The organism is Amorphoplanes friuliensis DSM 7358, from assembly GCF_000494755.1.
Lineage (GTDB): Bacteria > Actinomycetota > Actinomycetes > Mycobacteriales > Micromonosporaceae > Actinoplanes > Actinoplanes friuliensis.
In genome coordinates, this window is the sequence record NC_022657.1 from 4,818,242 (window position 1) to 4,836,330 (window position 18,089).

An 18,089-nucleotide genomic window follows, 5' to 3' on the forward strand; every position below is an offset into this window, starting at 1 on the left:
TCGGCGACGACGACCTGGCCGCCACCCTGCCGACCCTGGCCGAGCCCACCGGCGACCGGGCCGGGGTGCTGATCACGGCCGCCCAGCTGCACCGGCGGCTGGCCGAGCCGGGTCCGCCCGTGCTGCTCGACGTGCGCTGGGCGCTCGGCGACCCGGACGGCGAGCAGCACTACCGCGACGCTCACCTGCCGGGCGCGCTCTACGCCGATCTGGAGACCGACCTGGCCGGCCCGCACGAGCCCGGCGCGGGCCGTCATCCGCTGCCCTCGGTCGCTCGGTTGCAGACCGCGGCCCGGCGCTGGGGCATCACCCGCAAGCGCGGCGTGGTCGTCTACGACAACAGCGGCGGGCTGGCCGCCGCGCGGGCCTGGTGGCTGCTGCGCTGGGCCGGTGTCCCGGACGTGCGGATCCTCGACGGCGGTCTTGCCGCCTGGCTGGCCGCGGGTCACGGCGTCGCAACCGGGCAGGCGCAACCGCAGCCGCCCAGCGACATCGTCCTGACCGGCGGCCACCTGCCCACGGTCACCGCGGAGGAGGCGGCCGCGAGCCCGGTGCTCCTGGACGCCCGGGCCGGCGAACGCTACCGCGGTGAGGTCGAGCCGATCGACCCGCGTGCCGGGCACATCCCGGGTGCCCGCAGCGCACCGACCACCGCGAACCTCACCGGCGAGATCCCGCTGTTCCGGCCGACGGCGGAGCTGCGCGAACGCTTCCAGGCACTCGGCGCGGGCACCGGCGACGTCGCCGTCTACTGCGGGTCGGGTGTGACCGCTGCCCACGAGATCGCCGCCCTGGCTGTCGCCGGCTTCGACGCGGCGCTCTACCCCGGTTCCTGGTCGGCCTGGTCCTCCGACCCGGACCGCCCGATCGCCACCGGCAGTGAGGAGATCCCGCGATGACAACCTCGGATCTGATCCGGACCGAAGCGCCACCGCAGGCGGCTCTGCCCGCCCGCGAGCAGGTGACCCTGCGCCCCTCGAGCCGGCGGGACCGCAGACCGGTGGTCCCGCGCCCGGTCCGCCGCGCGCTCGGACCGCTCGGCGTCCTGGCGATCTGGTACGCCCTCAGCGCCACCGGCGTCCTGCCCCCGGAAGTCCTCGCCTCCCCCGTCGACGTCCTGGCGAAGGCCTGGGACATGACCCTGAGCGGCGAGCTGCCCACGGCGATCGCGGTCTCGGGCGAACGTGTGCTCTACGGCTTTGCGATCGGCGCGAGCATCGGCACCTTCTTCGCGCTGATCGCCGGGCTGTTCCGGGTCGGTGAGGACCTGGTCGACTCGACGGTCGGCATGCTGCGAACCCTGCCCTGGGTCGGCCTGATCCCGCTGTTCATCATCTGGTTCGGCATCGACGAACAGCCGAAGATCGCCCTGGTGGCGCTCGGGGTGACGTTCCCGCTCTACTTCAACATCTACGCGGGCATCCGCGGCGTCGACGCCCAGCTGATCGAGGCCGGCAACGTCCTCGGACTGGGACGCGGCGGCCTGATCCGCCACGTCATCCTGCCCGGCGCGCTGCCCAACGCCCTGGTCGGCCTGCGCTACGCCCTCGGCAGCGCCTGGCTCGCCCTGGTCTTCGCCGAGCAGGTCAACGCGAGCCAGGGCATCGGCTACCTGATGACCAACGCCGAGCAGTTCTTCCAGACCGACGTGATCGTCGTCTGCCTCATCGTGTACGCGTTCCTCGGCCTCTTCACCGACCTGATCGTCCGTCTCGCCATCCGCTACCTGCTGGCGTGGCGCGCATCCTTCGAGGGGTCCTGATGTCCGTCTCGGTCTCGGAGCTGACACGCTCGTTCGGCGAGAAAGCCGTCATCGACAAGCTGGACCTGTCCATCGCCCCCGGCGAGTTCGTCGCCCTGCTCGGGCACAGCGGCTGCGGCAAGAGCACGCTGCTGCGCATCCTGGCCGGCATCGACCTCGAGATCAGCGGTGAGGTCACCGTGCCGCGGCGGCGGGCCGTCGCGTTCCAGGCGCCGCGGCTGATGCCGTGGAAGAAGGTGTGGCGCAACGTCGTCCTGGGCCTGCCCGGACGCCCCGACCGGGCCCTCGCCGAGCGCTACCTGGCCGAGGTCGGGCTGACCGACAAGGCCACGGTCTGGCCCAAGACGCTGTCCGGCGGCGAGGCCCAGCGGGTGTCGCTGGCCCGGGCGCTGGTCCGCGAGCCTGATCTGCTGCTGCTCGACGAGCCGTTCGGTGCGCTCGACGCCCTCACCCGCACCAAGGCGCAGGCACTCGTCGCCGAGCTCTGGGCCCGGCACGACTGCGCCATCCTCCTCGTCACCCACGACGTCGAGGAATCCCTGCTGCTCGCCGACCGGGTCCTGGTGATGGACCACGGCGGCATCGCCCACGAGGTCACCGTCGACCTGCCCCGCCCCCGTGACGTGGGCGACCCGCGCTTCGTGGAGCTGCGCGCGCAGCTCCTCTCCTGGCTTGGAGTTTCCGCATGAGACGTGCCCTCATCCCCGTCGTCGCCCTGCTGCTCGCCCTCACCGGCTGCGGCGGCGGCGACAGCGAGTCCGACCGGGTCTCCTTGACGCTGGGCGACCAGGCCAACGGCCTCAAGACGCTGTTCGAGGCATCCGGCGCCCTCGAAGGCGCCTCCTTCGACCACAAGTGGGCCGAGTTCCAGGGCGCGGCGCCGCTCTTCCAGGCCATGCAGAGCAACAACGTGGACACCGGCACGGCCGCCGACATCCCGACGCTGCAGGCGATCAGCGGCGGCCTGCCGATCAAGTTCGTCGCCGCCTCGCAGTCCAACGGTCAGGGCACCGCGATCCTGCTGCGCAAGGACTCCGCGATCAAGTCGGTGGCCGAGCTGAAGGGCAAGGAGATCCTGGTGTCCACCGCCCGGGGCAGCATCGCCGACTACCTGCTCGCCAACGTGCTGCAGAAGGCCGGCCTGAAGTACAGCGACGTCACCGTCAAGTACGCCGTACCGACCGCCGCGCAGGCCGCGTTCAGCTCCGGCAAGGTCGAGATCTGGGCGATCTTCGGGGTCTTCCAGGCCACCGCCGTCGCCCAGGGCGCCAAGGTGCTGATCGACGGGCGTGACGGCGGCACCAGCGGCATCGGTGTGATCTCCGCCTCGGACAAGTCCCTCGCCGACCCGAAACGCAAGGCCGCCATCGCGGACTTCCTCAAGCGCCTCTCCACCGCCAACACGTGGGCTGCCACGCACGCCGACGAGTACGCCCAGGTCTACAGCGACAAGAACGGCGTACCGCTGGACGTGGCCAAGGTGGTCGTGTCGTGGGGCTCGACCGCGCTGCTCCCGGTGACCCCCGACGTCATCGCCAAGGTGCAGCCCGTCTCCGACCTGATGCGGGGTGTCGGCGTGCTGCCGGTCGACGTGAAGGTCGCCGATCACGTCGACACCACCGCCTTCTCCACCGCCGGTTAGGACCCCGTCATGCCCGTAGAGTTCATCAGCGCCATCTCCCCCTCGGCCGGTTTCGGCATGGGCACAGCCTTCGACACGGCCCACGCCCGGAAGTACGCCCACGCCCTCGATGACGGCGGCTTCGACTACACGCTGGTCGCGTACCACTCGTCGGCGGTGGACGCGAACCAGCTCGCGCAGTTCGTCGTCAACCACACCGAGCGGATCAAGCCGATGCTGGCGCACCGCCCCGGCGTCATCTTCCCCACCCACGCGGCGCGCACCTTCGCCACGCTCGACCAGATCAGCCGGGGACGCCTCGCGATCCACATCATCTCCGGCGGCAGCGACGAGGAGCAGCGCCGCGAAGGCGACTACCTGACCAAGACCCAGCGGTACGAACGCAGCGACGAATACATCCAGCTGCTGCGTCAGGCGTGGACCGCGACCGAGCCGTTCAGCCACGACGGGTCGTACTACAAGTTCGAGGGCTTCCACTCCGACGTGCGCCCGTACGACGGCACGATCCCGATCTCGGTCGGCGGGTCGTCGGAGGACGCGTACCGGGTCGGCGGGCAGCGGGGTGACATCTTCGGGCTGTGGGGCGAGCCCCTGGCCGAGACGAAGCAGCAGATTGAGGCGGTCGGCAAGTACGCGGACGCCGCCGGCCGCCCGAGGCCCCGCATCTGGGTGTCGTTCCGCCCGATCGTTGCCGCGACCGACGAGCTGGCCTGGGAGAAGGCCCACCGGATCCTGGGTCAGGTGCAGGCCGCCGCGCCCGTGCCGGCGTCGGCCCGGCATTACCCGCTGACCGAGCGGCCCGCGAACGTCGGCTCGCAGCGGCTCCTCGACGTCGCCGCCCGCGGTGAGCTCCACGACCGGGCCCTGTGGACACCCCTGGTGACCGCCACCAACGCGGCCGGGAGTTCGACCGCGCTGGTCGGCTCGCCGGAGACCGTCGCCGCCGCACTGCTCGACTACGTGGACATCGGCTGCGAGCTGTTGTCCATCCGCGGTTACGACCCTCTCAACGACGCGATCGACTACGCGCGCTACGTGCTGCCGATCGTCCGCCAGGAACTCTCCCGGCGTACCCCGCTGGCGGTGGCCTCGTGAAACGCCTCGCCGCTCTGGTCGCGCTGACACTCGCGTTCGGGATCGCCGCGTGCGGTTCCTCCGCGTCGCCGGCTTCCTCCGACGAGATCACCCTGAAGGTCGGTGCCACGGGCTGGGCGCAGGCCGCAGCGGCACTCGAGGTGGCCAAGCTGGACGACACCCCGTACAAGGTCGAATGGCCGGTCTTCCCGGGCGGTGACAAGCAGATGCAGGCACTCACCGCCGACGCCATCGACGTCGGGCAGGCCAGCGAGATCCCGCCGATCTTCGTGGCGGCTGCGGGTGGCACCGACATCAAGGTGATCGCCGTGCAGCGGGCCAGCACCCTGCTGCAGGAGGTCATCGTCGGCAAGGACTCGACGATCACCGACATCGCGGGGCTGCGCGGCAAGAAGGTCGGTTACGTCAAGAACACCACAGCCCAGTACTTCCTCTACGAGCTACTCAGGCAGGCCGGACTCGGCTGGAGGGACATCCAGGCGGCGCCGCTGCTACCCAAGGACGGTGTGGCGGCGCTGGGCAGCGGCTCGATCGACGCGCTCGCCTCCTACGGCAACTCGATCATCACGGCCCGGCAGGGCGGCGCGCGGACCATCGGCACGGGCAAGGACATCCTCTCCGGCAACTTCCAGTGGCTCGCCCGCGAGAAGCTGCTCGACGACCCGGCGAAGAGTTCCGCGGTCGTCGACCTGCTCGCGCGGCTGCACCGGGCGTACGCGTACATCCGGGACGGGCATCAGCAGGAGTACGCCCAGGCGGTCTCCGACGGCACCCACCAGCCGGTCGCCGAGGCGCTGCAGCAGTTGCGGGACCAGGAGGCGCAACGGCCGACGGTGCTGCAGCCGACGTCCGCCGAGGCGATCAAGTCGCAGCAGGCCGTCGCGGACGCGTTCACCGACCTGGGTGCCATCCCGGGCAAGCTCGACGTCGCCACGATCTGGACCGACAGGCTCAACACCGAGCTCGCGGCAGAACTGGCGGAGCCGGCCTCATGAGTGAGCTCGACGACGTCACGGCGGCGCTCGCCACCACCGCGGCCAAGTACGACGCCACGGGTGAGTTCCCCGCCGAGGGCCTCCGGGTGGTCCACGAGGCCGGGCTGCTCACCGCCACCGTCGGTGAGGCGTACGGGGGCAGGGGCGCCGGGGTCTCGGAGCTGGCCCGGATCCTGCTCGCGCTGGGACGCGGCGACCCGTCGGTGGCCTTGATCGCGTCCATGACCCTCTTCCCGCACCTCCTCCAGGCCCGCCACCCGCACTGGCCGGCGGACCTGTACGCCTCGGTGCTCGCCCGGCCGGGACCCGTGCTGCTCAACAACTGCCGCGTCGAGCCGGAGCTCGGATCACCGGCACGGGGTGGACTGCCGGCGACGACCGCGCGGCGGACGGCCGAGGGCTGGTCGATCTCGGGGCGCAAACGGTTCGTGACGGGTGCGGCCGGCCTGACGTACTTCCTCGTCTGGGCGGCCACCGACGAGCCCGCGCCCCGTGTCGGCACGTTCGTGGTGCCCGGCGACTCATCCGGTGTCGAGGTGATCCCGGCCTGGGACCAGCTCGGCCTGCGGGCCAGCGGCAGCCACGACGTCGCGTTCGCCGACGTGCCCGTGAAACGGGACCACGTGCTCGGCCTGGTCCCGGCGGACGCCAAGGCGCAGCAGGACAACCTCGCCGGCGGCGCCCTGCACCTGCCCCTCGCCGCCCTGTACGTCGGTGTGGCCCGGGCGGCCCAGCAGGCGTTCCACCGCTTCGCCCACGAGCGCGTGCCCGCCAACCTGGGCCGCCCGGTCGCCAGCACCGACCGGTTCAGATCCGCCGCGGGCGAGATCGAGGTGCTGCTCACCGGTGCGGAACGGCTCATCCTCGACGCCACCGGCCGCTTCGACCGGGGCGAGGACGTGCCGGGCACCGCCGCGCTCGGTGCGCGGGTGCTCGCCTCCCGGCACGCGGTCGCCGCGGTGACTCTCGCCGTACGTCTGCTCGGCAACCCCGGTCTGAGCCGCGCCGATCCTCTGGAGCGGCACTTCCGGGACGTGCAGTCGGCGCTGGTCCACGCACCGCAGGAGGACACTGCGCTGCTGGTCATCGGCACGGCGGCGCTGGCCCGATGACCACCGATCCGAGGCAGTGGCTGCCCGCGGCCGGCGTCGACTGGACCGACGAGGCGGACGTGGTCGTCTCCCGGAGCATCGACCGCTCCGGGTGGCCGCCGTCCGGCGTTCCGGCCGCCGTCGTGTTCCCCCGCGACGCGGCCGACGTGCGCCGCACCCTGCGGCTGGCCAACGACGCCCGTACGCCGGTCGTGCCGCGGGGTGCGGGAACCTCCCTCACCGGCGCGTCCACCGCAGGCACCGGAACGGTGGTCCTGGACCTGGGACGGATGAACCGCATCGTCGCGCTCTCCCCCGAGGACGCGACCGTGGTCGTCGAGCCGGGCGTCATCACCGCCGATGTGGACCGGGCCGCCGCCGGGCACGGCCTGCGGTACGCCCCCGACCCGGCCAGCCACGAGATCTCCACGATCGGCGGGAACATCGCCACCAATGCGGGCGGCCTGCGCTGTGCGAAATACGGCGTGACCCGCGACTCCGTCCTCGGCCTCGACGTCGTGCTCGCCGACGGCCGCCAGATCAGCACCGGAGCGACAACCCTCAAGAGCGTCTCCGGGTACGACCTGACGGGCCTGTTCGTCGGCTCCGAGGGCACCCTGGGTGTGGTGGTCCGGGCGACTCTGCGATTGCGGCCGGCACCCCTGGCCACCACCACGATCGCGGCGTCCTTCGCCGACATCGCCACCGCCGCGGCCGCCTCGGTGGCGGTCACGGGCGCCCGGGTGCAACCGGTGATCGCCGAACTGCTCGACGAGGCCACCCTGACCGCCATCGACGCCGCCCAGGGCACCTCGCTGCGCTCACGCGGCGCAGCCCTGCTGATCCTGCAGACCGAGGGCGCCGGCGAAGCCGACCTCGTGGCCGCGGTGCTGCGGGAGCCGGCCGTGGCGGTCGAGGTCAGCACGGACGGCACCGATCTGCTGGCCGCGCGGCGGCTCGCCCTGCCGTCGATCGAACGGCTGGGCCGGCCGCTGATCGAGGACATCGCGGTGCCACGCTCGCGGCTGGCCGACGCGGTCCTCCAGATCGCGGCGATCGCCGAGCGCCACGACGTCCCGATCTGCACGCTCGCCCACGCCGGCGACGGCAACCTCCACCCGATCATCGTCACCGCCGACGACGACCTGGCCCGGCGCACGGCCGGCGACATCTTCGAGCTGGCGCTGAAGCTCGGCGGAACGCTGACCGGCGAGCACGGCATCGGCACTCTCAAACGCCCGTGGCTCGGCCGTGAGCTCGGCCCGGCCGCCCACGCACTGCAACGGCAGCTCAAGGACCTCTTCGACCCGTACGGGATCCTGAACCCCGGCAAGGCGATCTGAAAACCGGTTGCGGGCCGGCGGGTGCCGCCGGTACAACTGCGCGGAACCTACGACCAGGAAGGAGGACTGAGCCATGTACGCCACGCACATCGCGCCCACGCCCTCCCTGTCCGCGGAGGGCTCGGCGCCGTTCTAGACGGAGTTTCGCCTTGACCCTGCACGACACCGATCTGACCCTGCGCCCGATCACCGGGCCCGACGAGCTCGACCTCTTCACCCGTTTCCCGTACGTGCTCAACGACGAGATCGCGAACGACCTGGCCGAGGGGCGCCGCAAGCCGCACTGGCTGTGGGTGGCCCTGCGCGGTGACCGCCTCGTGGCGCGCGCCGGCTGGTGGTCGCGTCCCGGCGACGAGCTTCCGCTCGTGATGGACGTCTTCGACATCGGCGAGAGTGTCGACGACGGCGTCCGCCTGGTCGAGAAGGCCCTGGCCGAGCTGGTCCCGCCCGGTGGCACCCCGCCGGAGTACACGCGGTATGTCCCCGGCGACTGGCGGGAACACGACAACACGCGGGAGGCCGTCTCGCACCGGATGGCCGCGCTCGAGCTCGTGGGCGCCAAGCTGTTCGTCGAACGCCTGCGCCTGCACTGGAGCCCCGGTACGCCGATCCCGGCCGCGACCGGGCGGCTGGTGTTCCGGCAGCCGCGGGACGCCGCCGAGCTCATCGACCTGATGACGCTGGTCCTCGACGGCACTCTCGACGCCCACAGCCGCGACGACCTGACCCGGCTCACCGCCCGCCAGGCCGCCGAGGAGCAGTACAGGGACGAGCTCGAGCGCTACACCAGCCCGCACGACTGGTGGCGGGTCGCGACGCTGCCGGACGGTACGCCGGTCGGCTTTGTCATCCCGGCGCGCAACAGCTACAACCCGATCATCGCGTACATCGGGGTGGTGCCGGACCAGCGCGGCCACGGGTACGTGGACGAGGTGCTGGCCGAGGGCACCCGCGTGCTCGCGGCGCAGGACGTTCCCCGCATCCGGGCGGCCACCGACGTCGGCAACGTGCCGATGGCCGCTGCGTTCGCCCGTGCGGGTTACGTCGTCTTCGAACGCCAGCTCGACATGACCTGGCGTTAGGCGGTCGAACGCTGGGCCTGGTCGAGGCCCAGCGTTCTCAGCCCGGCTGACCGCCGGCCCAGCCCCGTTCCACCGAACGGCGGCACTTCTCGGGCTTGTCGCCCGTACCGATGAAGAGGGCGGTGAGCATCGGGACCGCGTGGGTGAGGGTCTCGGGCGGGAGGGGGCCGGGGGTGACCAGGGAGACCAGGCCGTGGCCGATGACCCAGCTCCGGATGGCCAGGTCGAGGGGCTCGAGGTCGGCGCGGAAGCGGCCGGCGACCCGCCCCCGCTCGGCCGCCCGGACCAGGTGTTCGAGGGTCGCGTCGGCGGCCGGCAGGTCCTCGAGGTCGACGGTCGCGTCGAACATGACCCGGTAGAGGTCGGGGTGGTCCAAGGCGTTGCCGACGTAGGCGGCGACCAGCCCGGCCAGCTCCTCGACAGGATCCGCGGGTGGCGTGAACGCGGCGAAGCGGGCGGCGAGGCGGGTGAAGCCTTCCTGCCGCAGCGCCTTCCACACACCGTCCATGTCGCCGAACCAGGTGTAGACGGCCATGGTCGACACTCCGGTGCCGGCGACCAGCGAGCGCAGGGTGATCGGCTCGCGGGCCCGGAGCATCTGGGCGGCGCGCTCGAGGAGCAGCGTGCGCACCGCGGGGTCCTTGGTCCTGGCCACGTACCCAACTTAGCATTCCATAGCAATGCTATGGTTGGCCCCATGCCTATCTCACTGGTCAATCCCGCAGGACTGCCGCAGGTCGATCTCTACCGGCAGGTGTCCGTCGCCACCGGGTCGAAGCTGGTGTTCATCGCCGGCCAGGTGGCCCGCGACGCCGACGGCACCAAGGTCGGCGAGGGCGACTTCGCGGCCCAGGTCGAGCAGTGCTACCTGAACATCGGCACGGCACTGGCCGGCGTCGGCGCCACCTTCGACAACGTCGTGAAGCTGACCGTCTACCTCGTCGACTGGACCGAGGACAAGATGCCGCTCTTCGTGGAGGGCGCGGGCCGGGCCGCGGCGAAGCTGGGCGTGACCCCGCTGCCGCCGCTGACGGGCATCGGTGTCGTCACGCTCGCCGAGCCCGACATGCTGGTCGAGATCGAGGCGACCGCGGTCATCGACTAGCCGCGACCCCGGCGAAGGGGATGCTCGTCGGCGTCGTGGTGCCGGTGCCGTCCGGGTGGCTCCACAGGCCCCGGCGGCGCAGCTCCGGCAGGACACCCTCACCGAACCAGTACGCCTCCTCCAGGTGTGGGTAGCCGGAGAGGATGAACTCGGTGATGCCCAGGCCGGCGTACTCGGCGATGCGGTCGGCGATCTCGGTGTGGCTGCCGACCAGCGCGGTGCCGGCGCCGCCGCGGACCAGGCCGACGCCGGCCCACAGGTTCGGCGAGACGACGAGGCCGTCGCGGCTGCCGCCGTGCAGGTCGAGCATGCGGCGCTGACCCTCGGACTCGCTGCGCCGCAGCCCCGCCTGCACGGCCTCGATGTCGGCCGGCGAGACACCCTGCAGCAGGCGGTCGGCCTCGGCCCAGGCTGCCTCGGAGGTGTCGCGGGCGATGACGTGCAACCGGATGCCGAAGCGCAGGGCCGGGTTGAGACTCCTGATCCAGTCGAGCTTCTGTGCGACCTGCGCCGGCGGCTCACCCCAGGTCAGATAGACGTCGGCATGGTCGGCCGCGACCGGTCCGGCCGCCTTCGAGGAACCGCCGAAGTAGATCTCCGGGGCAGGGTCGGGCAGGCGGCTCAGCTTGGCCTCCTCGACGTGCAGGTGCTCGCCGTGGTGGGTCACCGTCTCGCCCCGCCACAACGCGCGGATGATGCCGAGGAACTCGTCGGTCCGGGCGTACCGGGAGTCCTTGTCGAGGAAGTCGCCGTAGGCGCGCTGCTCGCTGGACTCGCCGCCGGTGACGACGTTGAGCAGCAACCGGTTGCCGGAGAGCCGCTGGAAGGTCGACGCCATCTGCGCCGCGAGGGTCGGCGAGACGAGACCCGGCCGGAACGCGACCAGGAACTTGAGGCGCTCGGTGACCTCGGTGAGCATCGCCGTGGCCAGCCAGGCGTCCTCGCACCAGGCGCCGGTCGGGGTCAGCGCCCCGACGAAGCCGAGCTGCTCGGCGCTGCGGGCGATCTGGCCGAGGTAACCGATTGTCAGCGGGCGGACGCCACCGGCCGCGCCGACCGGGACGCCGTGCCCGCCGCCGACGATGTCGCGGCTGTCGCCGTTGGTGGGCAGGAACCAGTGGAAGTCGAGCGCGGTCATGGCGACACCCTACCCATATCTCCTATGGGTTAGATAGAGTGACGGCCATGCATAGACGGCGCGCGATCTCCGCCCTGCTGGCCCTGACCGTGTCCGTCGCCCTCGGCGGCTGCGGCGACGACGCCGATTCCGCCGGCGGTGACAGCGGCCCGCTGCGGGTCGGCTACCAGCGGTTCGGCGGGCTCAGCCTGGTCAAGGCCAAGGCCGCCGCGCCCGGCGTGCAGTGGTCGCTCTTCGAGAGCGGGCCCGCCCTGACCGAGGCGCTCAAGGCGGGTGCCATCGACATCGGCCAGACCGGGGAGGCCCCGCCGATCTTCGCGGCCGCGGCGAAGATCCCGTTCTCGATCGTCGGCACCAGCGAGCCGGTGCCGAAGGGCGAGGCCGTGCTGGTCAAGCAGGCCAAGGGTTACCGGACCTTCGCCGACCTGCGCGGGAAGACGGTGGCGCTGAACAAGGGCTCGAACGTGCACTGGCTGCTGGTCAAGCTCCTCGAGGCCAACAACATGACTTTGGCCGACATCAACGTGAAGTACCTCAAGCCGGCCGAGGGGCGTCCCGCGTTCGACAACGACCAGGTCGATGCGTGGATCATCTGGGACCCGTACTTCGCGCTGGCCGAGCAGCCGGGTGTGCAGGTGCTCGCCGACGCGACCGGGCTGGCGAACAACCGCGAGTACCTCCTCGTCCACCCCGATGCCGCGACGTCGAAGGGCGCGCAGATCAGGACGTTTCTGGACGCGTACCAGGAGACCACGACCTGGGGGATCGCCAACCCGGAGGAACGCGCCAAGATTCTGGCTCCGGAGCTGAAGATCGATCAGGCGGTGACCGCACGGGCGCTGGCGCGCAGCGCCCAGCCGCTCGCCCCGCTGACACCGGAGATCGGCGCCGAGCTGCAGGGCATCGCCGACGGCTTCACGAAGCTGGAGCTGATCCCCGGCAGCGTCGACATGAAGGCGCGCATCGACGACCAGTTCACCGCGGAGCTGCAATGACAACCGTGGCCGCACCCGTCGCCGTCGAGGCGCCCGCGCCCGTCGTGGCCAGGCGCCGCCGGTTGCGCTGGCAGCGCATCGTCAGCCCGGTCGCGATCCTGGTGATCTGGGAGGCCCTGTCCCGCGGCGGTCTGCTGTCCCCCGACAAGCTGCCGGCGCCGAGCACGGTCCTGCAGACCGGCTGGCGCCTGGCCGCGGACGGCACCCTCGGCGCGCACCTGCTCGACTCCCTGACCCGCGCCGCGATCGGCCTGCTCATCGGCGGCGTCCTCGCCCTCGCCCTCGGCGCGACCGCCGGCCTGCTGCGCCTCGGCGACGACACCATCGACCCGCCCGTCCAGATGGCCCGGATGCTCCCCCACCTGGCGCTGGTGCCCCTGCTGATCATCTGGGTCGGCATCGGTGAGTCGATGAAGATCACCCTGGTCGCCCTGGGCGTCTTCTTCCCGCTCTACTTCAACACGTACGCGGGCATCCGCGACATCGACGAGCGCCTGGTCGAGGCGGCCCGCACCTGCGGCCTCGGCACCTGGGCCCGTCTGCGCCACGTCATCCTGCCGGGCGCGCTGCCGTCGCTCTTCCTGGGCCTGCGCCTGGCGATCGGCGCCGCCTGGCTCAGCCTGGTCGTCGGCGAACAGACCAACACCCAGAACGGCATCGGCTTCCTGATGATGGAGGCCCGCGAGTTCAGCCAGACCGACGTCGTGGTCCTGGGCCTTTTTGTGTACGCCGCCCTGGGCCTGCTGTCCGACCTGCTCCTGCGGGCAATCGAGAGGAGGGCCCTCGCATGGCGTCGCGGGCTGCGAGCGGCATGACCCCGGTGGTGAGCGCGCGAGGCGTACGCCGTGCATTCGGCCCGGCAGTGGTCCTCGACGGCGCCGACCTGGCCGTCGCCCCGGGCGAGGTGGTGGCCCTGCTCGGCGGCAGCGGCTCCGGCAAGAGCACCCTGCTGCGCATTCTCGCCGGCCTCGACCCCGACGCCATCGGCGAGGTGTCGGTCCCCCGTGAGCACGCGGTCGTCTTCCAGGAGCACCGCCTGCTCCCCTGGAAACGCGTCGCCGACAACGTGGGCCTGGGCGTCACCGGCGGCGACGTCCGCGCGCGTACGGCGGCGGCGCTGGCCGAGGTCGGTCTGGCCGACCGCGCCCGGGCCTGGCCGGCGGAGCTGTCCGGAGGCCAGTCACAGCGGGTGGCCTTCGCCCGGGCGCTGGTCCGCGAGCCACGGGTCCTGCTCCTGGACGAGCCGTTCGGGGCCCTCGACGCCCTGACCCGGCTCAAGATGCAGGACCTCTTCGGCCGCCTCCGCGCCCGCCACGGCTTCGCCGCCCTGCTGGTCACCCACGACGTCGACGAGGCGCTGCTGCTGGCGGACCGGGCCCTGGTCCTCGACGGCGGCCGGATCGCCGAGGAACTCGCGGTCCCCCTCGACCACCCCCGCGCCCCGGACGACCCGGGCTTCGGCGCCCTCCGACGCCGCCTCCTGGACCGTCTGGGCGTACCGCTGTCAGGCGGCCGGTGAGCCGTCGTAGCGGTACTGGTGCTGCTGCACCTTCGGCATCGCGTCACGGACGTTCTTCTGAACGGCGACGGCCCCGAACAGCGTCATGGCGAAGGACAGACCGTAGAAGCCCTTCTCACTGAGCAGCATCCCGCTGTTCCACAACCCGACCACCAGCATGACGATCGCGAGGGCGATGACCGACCAGGAGAGCCCCAGGTAGAGCCCCGAGACCGGCAGCCCTTCGGTCCTGTCCCGAACAGCCTTCTGCAGCGAGACCGCGGCGAAGAGCCCGAGCACCAGCACGGCGCCGTAGAAACCCTTCTCGCTGAGGGTCATCCCCGCGTTCCACAGCCCGGCCGCAAAACTCACCACCCCGAGCACAAGCGCGGCCCAGGAGGCGCCGACAAAGGCTGCGGTGGGCTTCATCTGGTTCGTCATGACTCTCTCCGGGGGCTGCTCGGTGGTGGTGACCTGCGAGCAACAGCCTGCTGTACCCGCAGGTCAAAGGCCTGAGTAGCGATACTCACCGTCCGTAGGTAGGTGCTCCTGATCACCGGCGAGCTCTGTTGTTGCGCCGGCTGCTGTGAGGCGGGTGGCGAGGAGGCGCATCTCGGCCGGAGTGCCGACGAGGCCGGCGCCGGTCAGCTGCTCGTGGGCGGTCACTGCCTCGGCCATGGTTGCGCCACGGTCCCGGAAGACTTTGAGGAGGTCGCGCTTGCGGCCTGCCGCTCGCAGGCGGACCGGCCCGGACTGCGCGAGGATCGCCGCCCGCACGAAGTCCGGCTGCTCACCCCAACCGTCCTCCTCGGTCGCATCACCGCAGGTGTCGCACCGGGTCGACACTCCCCAGGCAAGACGGTTCCCGTCGACCGTCTCACTGACCCCGACGGTGATGGGCGAGCCGCAGCGCCCGCACGGACCCGCCAACGGCGAAGGCGCGCGGGGGCAGCCCGGCAGGTGCTCGGAGCAAGGCCGGGGCGACAGGGCCGCCCACCATTCGCTGTCGACGTCGGCCTGCGCGACCTCCACGGGCGCAGCCGGCCACGCTCGGCCGCAGCGATCACCTCGGGCGGCAGCTGAACGCCGTGCTCCTCGACGTAGTGCGCCAAGCCCTCGGGCCACACGAAGTCGCCGTCGGTGAGCTCGGCGCTGCCGTTGCGGATCCGGCAGATGCGGCAGACGGAGAAACCCGCCGAGACCGCAACCACCGTGCCCGACCGCAGGTAGGCAGCGACCATCCGCTGCGCCGCGGGGTCGGCGTCGCTGCGCACGAAGTCACAGACGTGGGAGCGGTCGTCCCAGTAGCCGATCAGCCGGAGCATCCCCGAAGGGTAGCGATCAGGGAAAGAGGTCGCGGGCGGTGGTGAAGATGCTGTCCATGCGCCAGCTTTCGTCGGGGTTGTGGGTGCGCCAGCGGCCCCAGCCGGAGTCGCGGCGGTACTGGGAGGGCCAGTCCGAGGCCTGGACGACCGCGGCGTCGGGGGTTGCCGGGTTGTCGCAGTCGGGGTCGACGTAGAGGGCGTCGACCGGGCAGTGCAGTTCGCACATGAAGCAGGTCTGGCAGTCGTCCTGGCGGGCGATCAGGGGCAGGCCGTCCGCGGCCACGTCGAAGACGTTGGTCGGGCAGACGCGGACGCAGATGCCGCAGGACGTGCAGCGGTCGGCGAGCACCAGCGAGATCATGCAGGCACCTCCGCCGAGACCGGGACCGGGACGAACCGGTGCCAGATGCGGTCGAGGCCGCCGGTGTGGAGGCGGGCGGTCAGGGCGGGGTCGGTCCAGGGCCGGTCGGTACGCCGGTGCAGGCCGCGGGTCTCCGGCCGGTGCAGTGCCGACGTGTACGCCCAGCGCCCGGCCGCGACCAGCGCCGCGGCTTCGCGGGCGGCCACCGGGTCGTCACCGCGGAGGCCGTCGGCGGAGGCTGACCATAGGCGGTCGAGGACGGCCAGGGACGTACGCAGGCCGGTGCCCGTACGGAAGAGGTTCTTGTCGTAGGGGTTCATCTCGTCCTTCACGGCGAGTGCCACCTCTCGCGCGTCGAGGGCGCTCGTGGACGTGCTCGGCCGCATCCCGGTGCGTCCCAGCGGTCGTAGCCGCCGGTCCGTCACGGGGACGGCGCCCGCCGCGGCCGCCGCACCGGCCCACGTGCCGGTGGATACGGCCCACGCGGAGTTCTGGGCGCCGCCGCCGGAGATCGCGCCGGCGATCGGTTCGCGGGCGGCCGCGTCGCCGGCCACCCACAGGCCGGGCACGGTTGTCGTGCAGGCGCCGGAGGTGATCCGGAGGCCGCCGACACCGCGGACGGTTCCTTCGCCGCGGAGGGTGACCTCGAAGAAGTCCGTGTACGGGTCGATGCCGCGGCGGTCGAACGGGATCATCAGGTTCGGCTGGACGAGCCGCATCCGGTTCCGGATCGCCGGAGGCATGCGATCGAAGCGCACCCGCACCGGCCCCTCCAGCAGTGCACGGGCGAGCGCCTCGGTCCGGGACGGCCCGGCGGGCAGGTCGATCTCGCGACCGGCCCCGTCGATGTAGGTTCCGAACAGGTACGACATCGACCTCGTGACCGACGAGAACGCGGGCGCGGGCGTGTAGTAGCTCGACAGCTCCATGCCTGACAGCTCAGCGCCGGCCTCGGCGGCCATCAGCAGGCCGTCACCGGTGTTGCCGTGGGCGCCGAGCAGCCGGGAGCGGAACGCGCAGCCGCCCGTGGCGAGGACGACCGCACCGGCGCGGATCCGCCAGCGGCCGCTGCCGGCCTGGCGCCGGATCCCGGCCGCGCCCCGGATGCGGCCGTCGGCGTCGGCGAGGAGTTCGAGGGCCGGATGGTGGTCGAGGATGCGGACACCGGCGCGTTTCACCAGGCGGCGCATCGCTCGCAGGTATTCCGGCCCGCGGATGGTCCGGTACGGGCGCCGGCCGTCGCGGGCCTGCGGGAACGGCAGGTCCAGCGTGTGCAGGCGGTCCCAGGTTTCCTCGAGGACACGGGCCATCCAGGTGTCCTCGGCCAGGCCGCCCGCGATCTCCCGGCGTTCGGCGATCGCCGCGGCCCGGTCCTCGGGCGGGACGAGCCAGTGCGAGACGCCTGCGGTTGCGGTGACCCCGCTCGTCCCGCAGTAGCCCTTGTCGACCAGCACCACCGAAGCGCCGGCGGTGGCCGCGGACAGGGCCGTCCAGGTGCCGGCCAGTCCGCCGCCGATCACCAGGACGCCCGCGTCGAGGTCCAGGTCGCTCATTCAGCCGAGCCATTCCTTGGCGAGGAGCTCGTACGAGTGCACCCGGTCCGCGTGGTCGTAGGTGACCGTGGTGACGAGCAGTTCGTCGGCCCCCGTCACCCGCTGGAGGGTCCGCAGCCGCTCGGCCACGTCCGCGGGTGTGCCGGCGAACTGCGTCGCCACCCGGTCGGCCACCAGGTCGCGGTCGGCGTCGGTCCAGACGTGGGCCGCTGCCTCGTCCGGTGTCGGGAACGGGATCGCCCCCGCGCCGGTGCGGATGCTGCGCACCCACAGCCCGTGGGGTTCGGCGAGGCGCCGGGCTGTCGCGTCGTCGGGGGCGACCACCACGTCGGCGGAGACCATGACGTGCGGCTCGGCCAGCTGCGCCGAGGGCCGGAAAGCTTCCCTGTACGCCGTGACGGCCTCGAGCACGTGCGCGGGTGCGACGTGGTAGTTGGCCGCGAACGGCAGGCCGCGTTCACCGGCGACCCGGGCGCTCTGGCCTCCGCTGCTGCCGAGGATCCACAGCTCGAGGTCGGCACCTTCCCCGGGGACGGCCCGTGCCTCGGCGATCGTGCCGGCAAGCAGCGCCTCGATCGTGTCGAGCACGGCGGGGAAGTCCGGGGGTTCGGCACCGGGCTGCTGGAGCAGGCTGGTGAGGAGCGCCGAGCGTTCGGAGGCCAGCAGCGGCGCGAACGAGAACGGTTTCGGGATGAGCAGGCCGTCGACGACGTGTTCCTCGGCGGGTGGCGGCGGGCTGCTCAGTTCCTTCAGCGCCTCCTGACGGCGCTGACCGGACCGCCCGAGCCCGAGGTCGAAGCGGCCGGGGTACAGCGCGTCGAGCAGGCCGAACTGCTCCACGATGGACAGTGCGGTCTGGTGACCGGTCTGCACGGCGCCGGAGCCGAGCCGGATGCGGTCCGTGACCGCGGCGATCTGGCCGAGCAGCAGCGCGGGCTGGGAGCTGGCGACGCCGGGGGTGAAGTGGTGCTCGGCGACCCAGTAGCGAGAGTATCCGAACTGCTCGGCGTTCCGCGCGAGGTCGAGCGTGCGGCGCAGGGCGTCACCGGCGGTGCCACCGGACAGGATCGGGGCGAGATCGAGGATCGACAGGGGTACGGGCAT

At 72.0% G+C, this 18,089-nt stretch carries 20 protein-coding genes; 13 read left to right on the plus strand and 7 right to left on the minus strand.

Annotation, left to right across the window (positions count from 1 at the left end):
• Positions 1 to 65: 65 nt before the first annotated feature.
• The 9 genes from AFR_RS48815 to AFR_RS22440 all read left to right on the plus strand — a co-directional run bounded on the left by AFR_RS48815 (position 66) and on the right by AFR_RS22440 (position 9,010).
• Positions 66 to 899, plus strand: a complete 834-nt coding sequence (locus AFR_RS48815; protein ID WP_438829944.1) for a sulfurtransferase — start codon at positions 66 to 68, stop codon at positions 897 to 899.
• Positions 896 to 1,762, plus strand: coding sequence for an ABC transporter permease subunit (locus AFR_RS22405; protein WP_023363091.1), 867 nt, complete (start codon positions 896 to 898; stop codon positions 1,760 to 1,762). Before AFR_RS48815 ends, AFR_RS22405 begins: the two co-directional genes overlap by 4 nt.
• A complete protein-coding gene (locus AFR_RS22410) occupies positions 1,762 to 2,451 on the plus strand; it encodes an ABC transporter ATP-binding protein (RefSeq protein ID WP_023363092.1) in 690 nt (229 codons plus the stop codon). The genes AFR_RS22405 and AFR_RS22410 overlap by 1 nt, the downstream gene beginning before the upstream one ends.
• A complete protein-coding gene (locus tag AFR_RS22415; protein ID WP_023363093.1) occupies positions 2,448 to 3,404 on the plus strand; it encodes an ABC transporter substrate-binding protein in 957 nt (318 codons plus the stop codon). The genes AFR_RS22410 and AFR_RS22415 overlap by 4 nt, the downstream gene beginning before the upstream one ends.
• A gap of 9 nt (positions 3,405 to 3,413) precedes the next feature.
• Positions 3,414 to 4,499 (plus strand): LLM class flavin-dependent oxidoreductase, encoded by a 1,086-nt coding sequence (locus AFR_RS22420; protein WP_023363094.1) that lies wholly within the window; start codon positions 3,414 to 3,416, stop codon positions 4,497 to 4,499.
• Complete coding sequence (locus tag AFR_RS22425; protein WP_023363095.1) at positions 4,496 to 5,494, plus strand: ABC transporter substrate-binding protein; 999 nt, start codon at positions 4,496 to 4,498, stop codon at positions 5,492 to 5,494. The genes AFR_RS22420 and AFR_RS22425 overlap by 4 nt, the downstream gene beginning before the upstream one ends.
• Positions 5,491 to 6,606 carry an acyl-CoA dehydrogenase family protein gene (locus AFR_RS22430; RefSeq protein WP_023363096.1) on the plus strand — a complete coding sequence of 372 codons (1,116 nt, stop codon included), beginning with the start codon at positions 5,491 to 5,493 and terminating at the stop codon, positions 6,604 to 6,606. The genes AFR_RS22425 and AFR_RS22430 overlap by 4 nt, the downstream gene beginning before the upstream one ends.
• Positions 6,603 to 7,928, plus strand: a complete 1,326-nt coding sequence (locus AFR_RS22435; protein ID WP_023363097.1) for an FAD-binding oxidoreductase — start codon at positions 6,603 to 6,605, stop codon at positions 7,926 to 7,928. The genes AFR_RS22430 and AFR_RS22435 overlap by 4 nt, the downstream gene beginning before the upstream one ends.
• Before the next feature lie 149 nt (positions 7,929 to 8,077).
• Positions 8,078 to 9,010, plus strand: coding sequence for a GNAT family N-acetyltransferase (locus AFR_RS22440; RefSeq protein ID WP_023363098.1), 933 nt, complete (start codon positions 8,078 to 8,080; stop codon positions 9,008 to 9,010).
• A gap of 37 nt (positions 9,011 to 9,047) precedes the next feature.
• On the opposite strand, the gene AFR_RS22445 is transcribed toward AFR_RS22440, so the two are convergent.
• The gene (locus AFR_RS22445) at positions 9,048 to 9,665 is read right to left on the minus strand and encodes a TetR/AcrR family transcriptional regulator (RefSeq protein WP_041841052.1); all 618 of its coding nucleotides are present in this window, start codon (positions 9,663 to 9,665) and stop codon (positions 9,048 to 9,050) included.
• A gap of 42 nt (positions 9,666 to 9,707) precedes the next feature.
• Here AFR_RS22445 and AFR_RS22450 point away from each other — a divergent pair, with 42 nt between their 5' ends.
• Complete coding sequence (locus AFR_RS22450; protein ID WP_023363100.1) at positions 9,708 to 10,115, plus strand: RidA family protein; 408 nt, start codon at positions 9,708 to 9,710, stop codon at positions 10,113 to 10,115.
• Here the strand turns inward: AFR_RS22450 and AFR_RS22455 are convergent.
• Positions 10,105 to 11,253, minus strand: coding sequence for an LLM class flavin-dependent oxidoreductase (locus AFR_RS22455; protein ID WP_023363101.1), 1,149 nt, complete (start codon positions 11,251 to 11,253; stop codon positions 10,105 to 10,107). The genes AFR_RS22450 and AFR_RS22455 overlap by 11 nt on opposite strands.
• Before the next feature lie 47 nt (positions 11,254 to 11,300).
• On the opposite strand from AFR_RS22455, the gene AFR_RS22460 reads away from it, so the two are divergent.
• The 3 genes from AFR_RS22460 to AFR_RS22470 are packed head-to-tail and all read left to right on the plus strand — an operon-like array spanning position 11,301 to position 13,767.
• Positions 11,301 to 12,248, plus strand: coding sequence for an aliphatic sulfonate ABC transporter substrate-binding protein (locus AFR_RS22460; RefSeq protein ID WP_023363102.1), 948 nt, complete (start codon positions 11,301 to 11,303; stop codon positions 12,246 to 12,248).
• Complete coding sequence (locus tag AFR_RS22465) at positions 12,245 to 13,063, plus strand: ABC transporter permease (protein ID WP_023363103.1); 819 nt, start codon at positions 12,245 to 12,247, stop codon at positions 13,061 to 13,063. The genes AFR_RS22460 and AFR_RS22465 overlap by 4 nt, the downstream gene beginning before the upstream one ends.
• Positions 13,036 to 13,767, plus strand: a complete 732-nt coding sequence (locus tag AFR_RS22470; RefSeq protein WP_023363104.1) for an ABC transporter ATP-binding protein — start codon at positions 13,036 to 13,038, stop codon at positions 13,765 to 13,767. The genes AFR_RS22465 and AFR_RS22470 overlap by 28 nt, the downstream gene beginning before the upstream one ends.
• On the opposite strand, the gene yiaA is transcribed toward AFR_RS22470, so the two are convergent.
• From yiaA to AFR_RS22495, 5 genes are all read right to left on the minus strand, one after another.
• Positions 13,753 to 14,187, minus strand: a complete 435-nt coding sequence (gene yiaA, locus AFR_RS22475) for an inner membrane protein YiaA (protein ID WP_023363105.1) — start codon at positions 14,185 to 14,187, stop codon at positions 13,753 to 13,755. The two genes, AFR_RS22470 and yiaA, sit on opposite strands and share 15 nt — an antisense overlap.
• A gap of 63 nt (positions 14,188 to 14,250) precedes the next feature.
• Entirely contained in the window at positions 14,251 to 14,778 is a 528-nt protein-coding gene (locus AFR_RS43805) for a hypothetical protein (protein ID WP_023363106.1), read from the minus strand.
• Positions 14,779 to 15,087: 309 nt separating this feature from the next.
• Positions 15,088 to 15,432, minus strand: coding sequence for a 4Fe-4S dicluster domain-containing protein (locus tag AFR_RS22485; RefSeq protein WP_023363107.1), 345 nt, complete (start codon positions 15,430 to 15,432; stop codon positions 15,088 to 15,090).
• Entirely contained in the window at positions 15,429 to 16,985 is a 1,557-nt protein-coding gene (locus AFR_RS22490) for an FAD-dependent oxidoreductase (RefSeq protein WP_023363108.1), read from the minus strand. The genes AFR_RS22485 and AFR_RS22490 overlap by 4 nt, the downstream gene beginning before the upstream one ends.
• Entirely contained in the window at positions 16,986 to 18,089 is a 1,104-nt protein-coding gene (locus AFR_RS22495; RefSeq protein ID WP_023363109.1) for an LLM class flavin-dependent oxidoreductase, read from the minus strand.

Excerpts from the sequence above, each read along its gene's own strand:
- AFR_RS22405 (WP_023363091.1), top strand. The coding sequence starts at position 896 with ATGACAACCTCGGATCTGATCCGGACCGAAGCGCCACCGCAGGCGGCT.
- AFR_RS22410 (WP_023363092.1), top strand. The coding sequence starts at position 1,762 with ATGTCCGTCTCGGTCTCGGAGCTGACACGCTCGTTCGGCGAGAAAGCC.
- AFR_RS22415 (WP_023363093.1), top strand. The coding sequence starts at position 2,448 with ATGAGACGTGCCCTCATCCCCGTCGTCGCCCTGCTGCTCGCCCTCACC.
- AFR_RS22420 (WP_023363094.1), top strand. The coding sequence starts at position 3,414 with ATGCCCGTAGAGTTCATCAGCGCCATCTCCCCCTCGGCCGGTTTCGGC.
- AFR_RS22430 (WP_023363096.1), top strand. The coding sequence starts at position 5,491 with ATGAGTGAGCTCGACGACGTCACGGCGGCGCTCGCCACCACCGCGGCC.
- AFR_RS22435 (WP_023363097.1), top strand. The coding sequence starts at position 6,603 with ATGACCACCGATCCGAGGCAGTGGCTGCCCGCGGCCGGCGTCGACTGG.
- AFR_RS22450 (WP_023363100.1), top strand. The coding sequence starts at position 9,708 with ATGCCTATCTCACTGGTCAATCCCGCAGGACTGCCGCAGGTCGATCTC.
- AFR_RS22455 (WP_023363101.1), bottom strand. The coding sequence starts at position 11,253 with ATGACCGCGCTCGACTTCCACTGGTTCCTGCCCACCAACGGCGACAGC.
- AFR_RS22460 (WP_023363102.1), top strand. The coding sequence starts at position 11,301 with ATGCATAGACGGCGCGCGATCTCCGCCCTGCTGGCCCTGACCGTGTCC.
- AFR_RS22465 (WP_023363103.1), top strand. The coding sequence starts at position 12,245 with ATGACAACCGTGGCCGCACCCGTCGCCGTCGAGGCGCCCGCGCCCGTC.
- AFR_RS22470 (WP_023363104.1), top strand. The coding sequence starts at position 13,036 with ATGGCGTCGCGGGCTGCGAGCGGCATGACCCCGGTGGTGAGCGCGCGA.
- yiaA (WP_023363105.1), bottom strand. The coding sequence starts at position 14,187 with ATGACGAACCAGATGAAGCCCACCGCAGCCTTTGTCGGCGCCTCCTGG.
- AFR_RS22485 (WP_023363107.1), bottom strand. The coding sequence starts at position 15,432 with ATGATCTCGCTGGTGCTCGCCGACCGCTGCACGTCCTGCGGCATCTGC.
- AFR_RS22490 (WP_023363108.1), bottom strand. The coding sequence starts at position 16,985 with ATGAGCGACCTGGACCTCGACGCGGGCGTCCTGGTGATCGGCGGCGGA.
- AFR_RS22495 (WP_023363109.1), bottom strand. The coding sequence starts at position 18,089 with ATGCCCGTACCCCTGTCGATCCTCGATCTCGCCCCGATCCTGTCCGGT.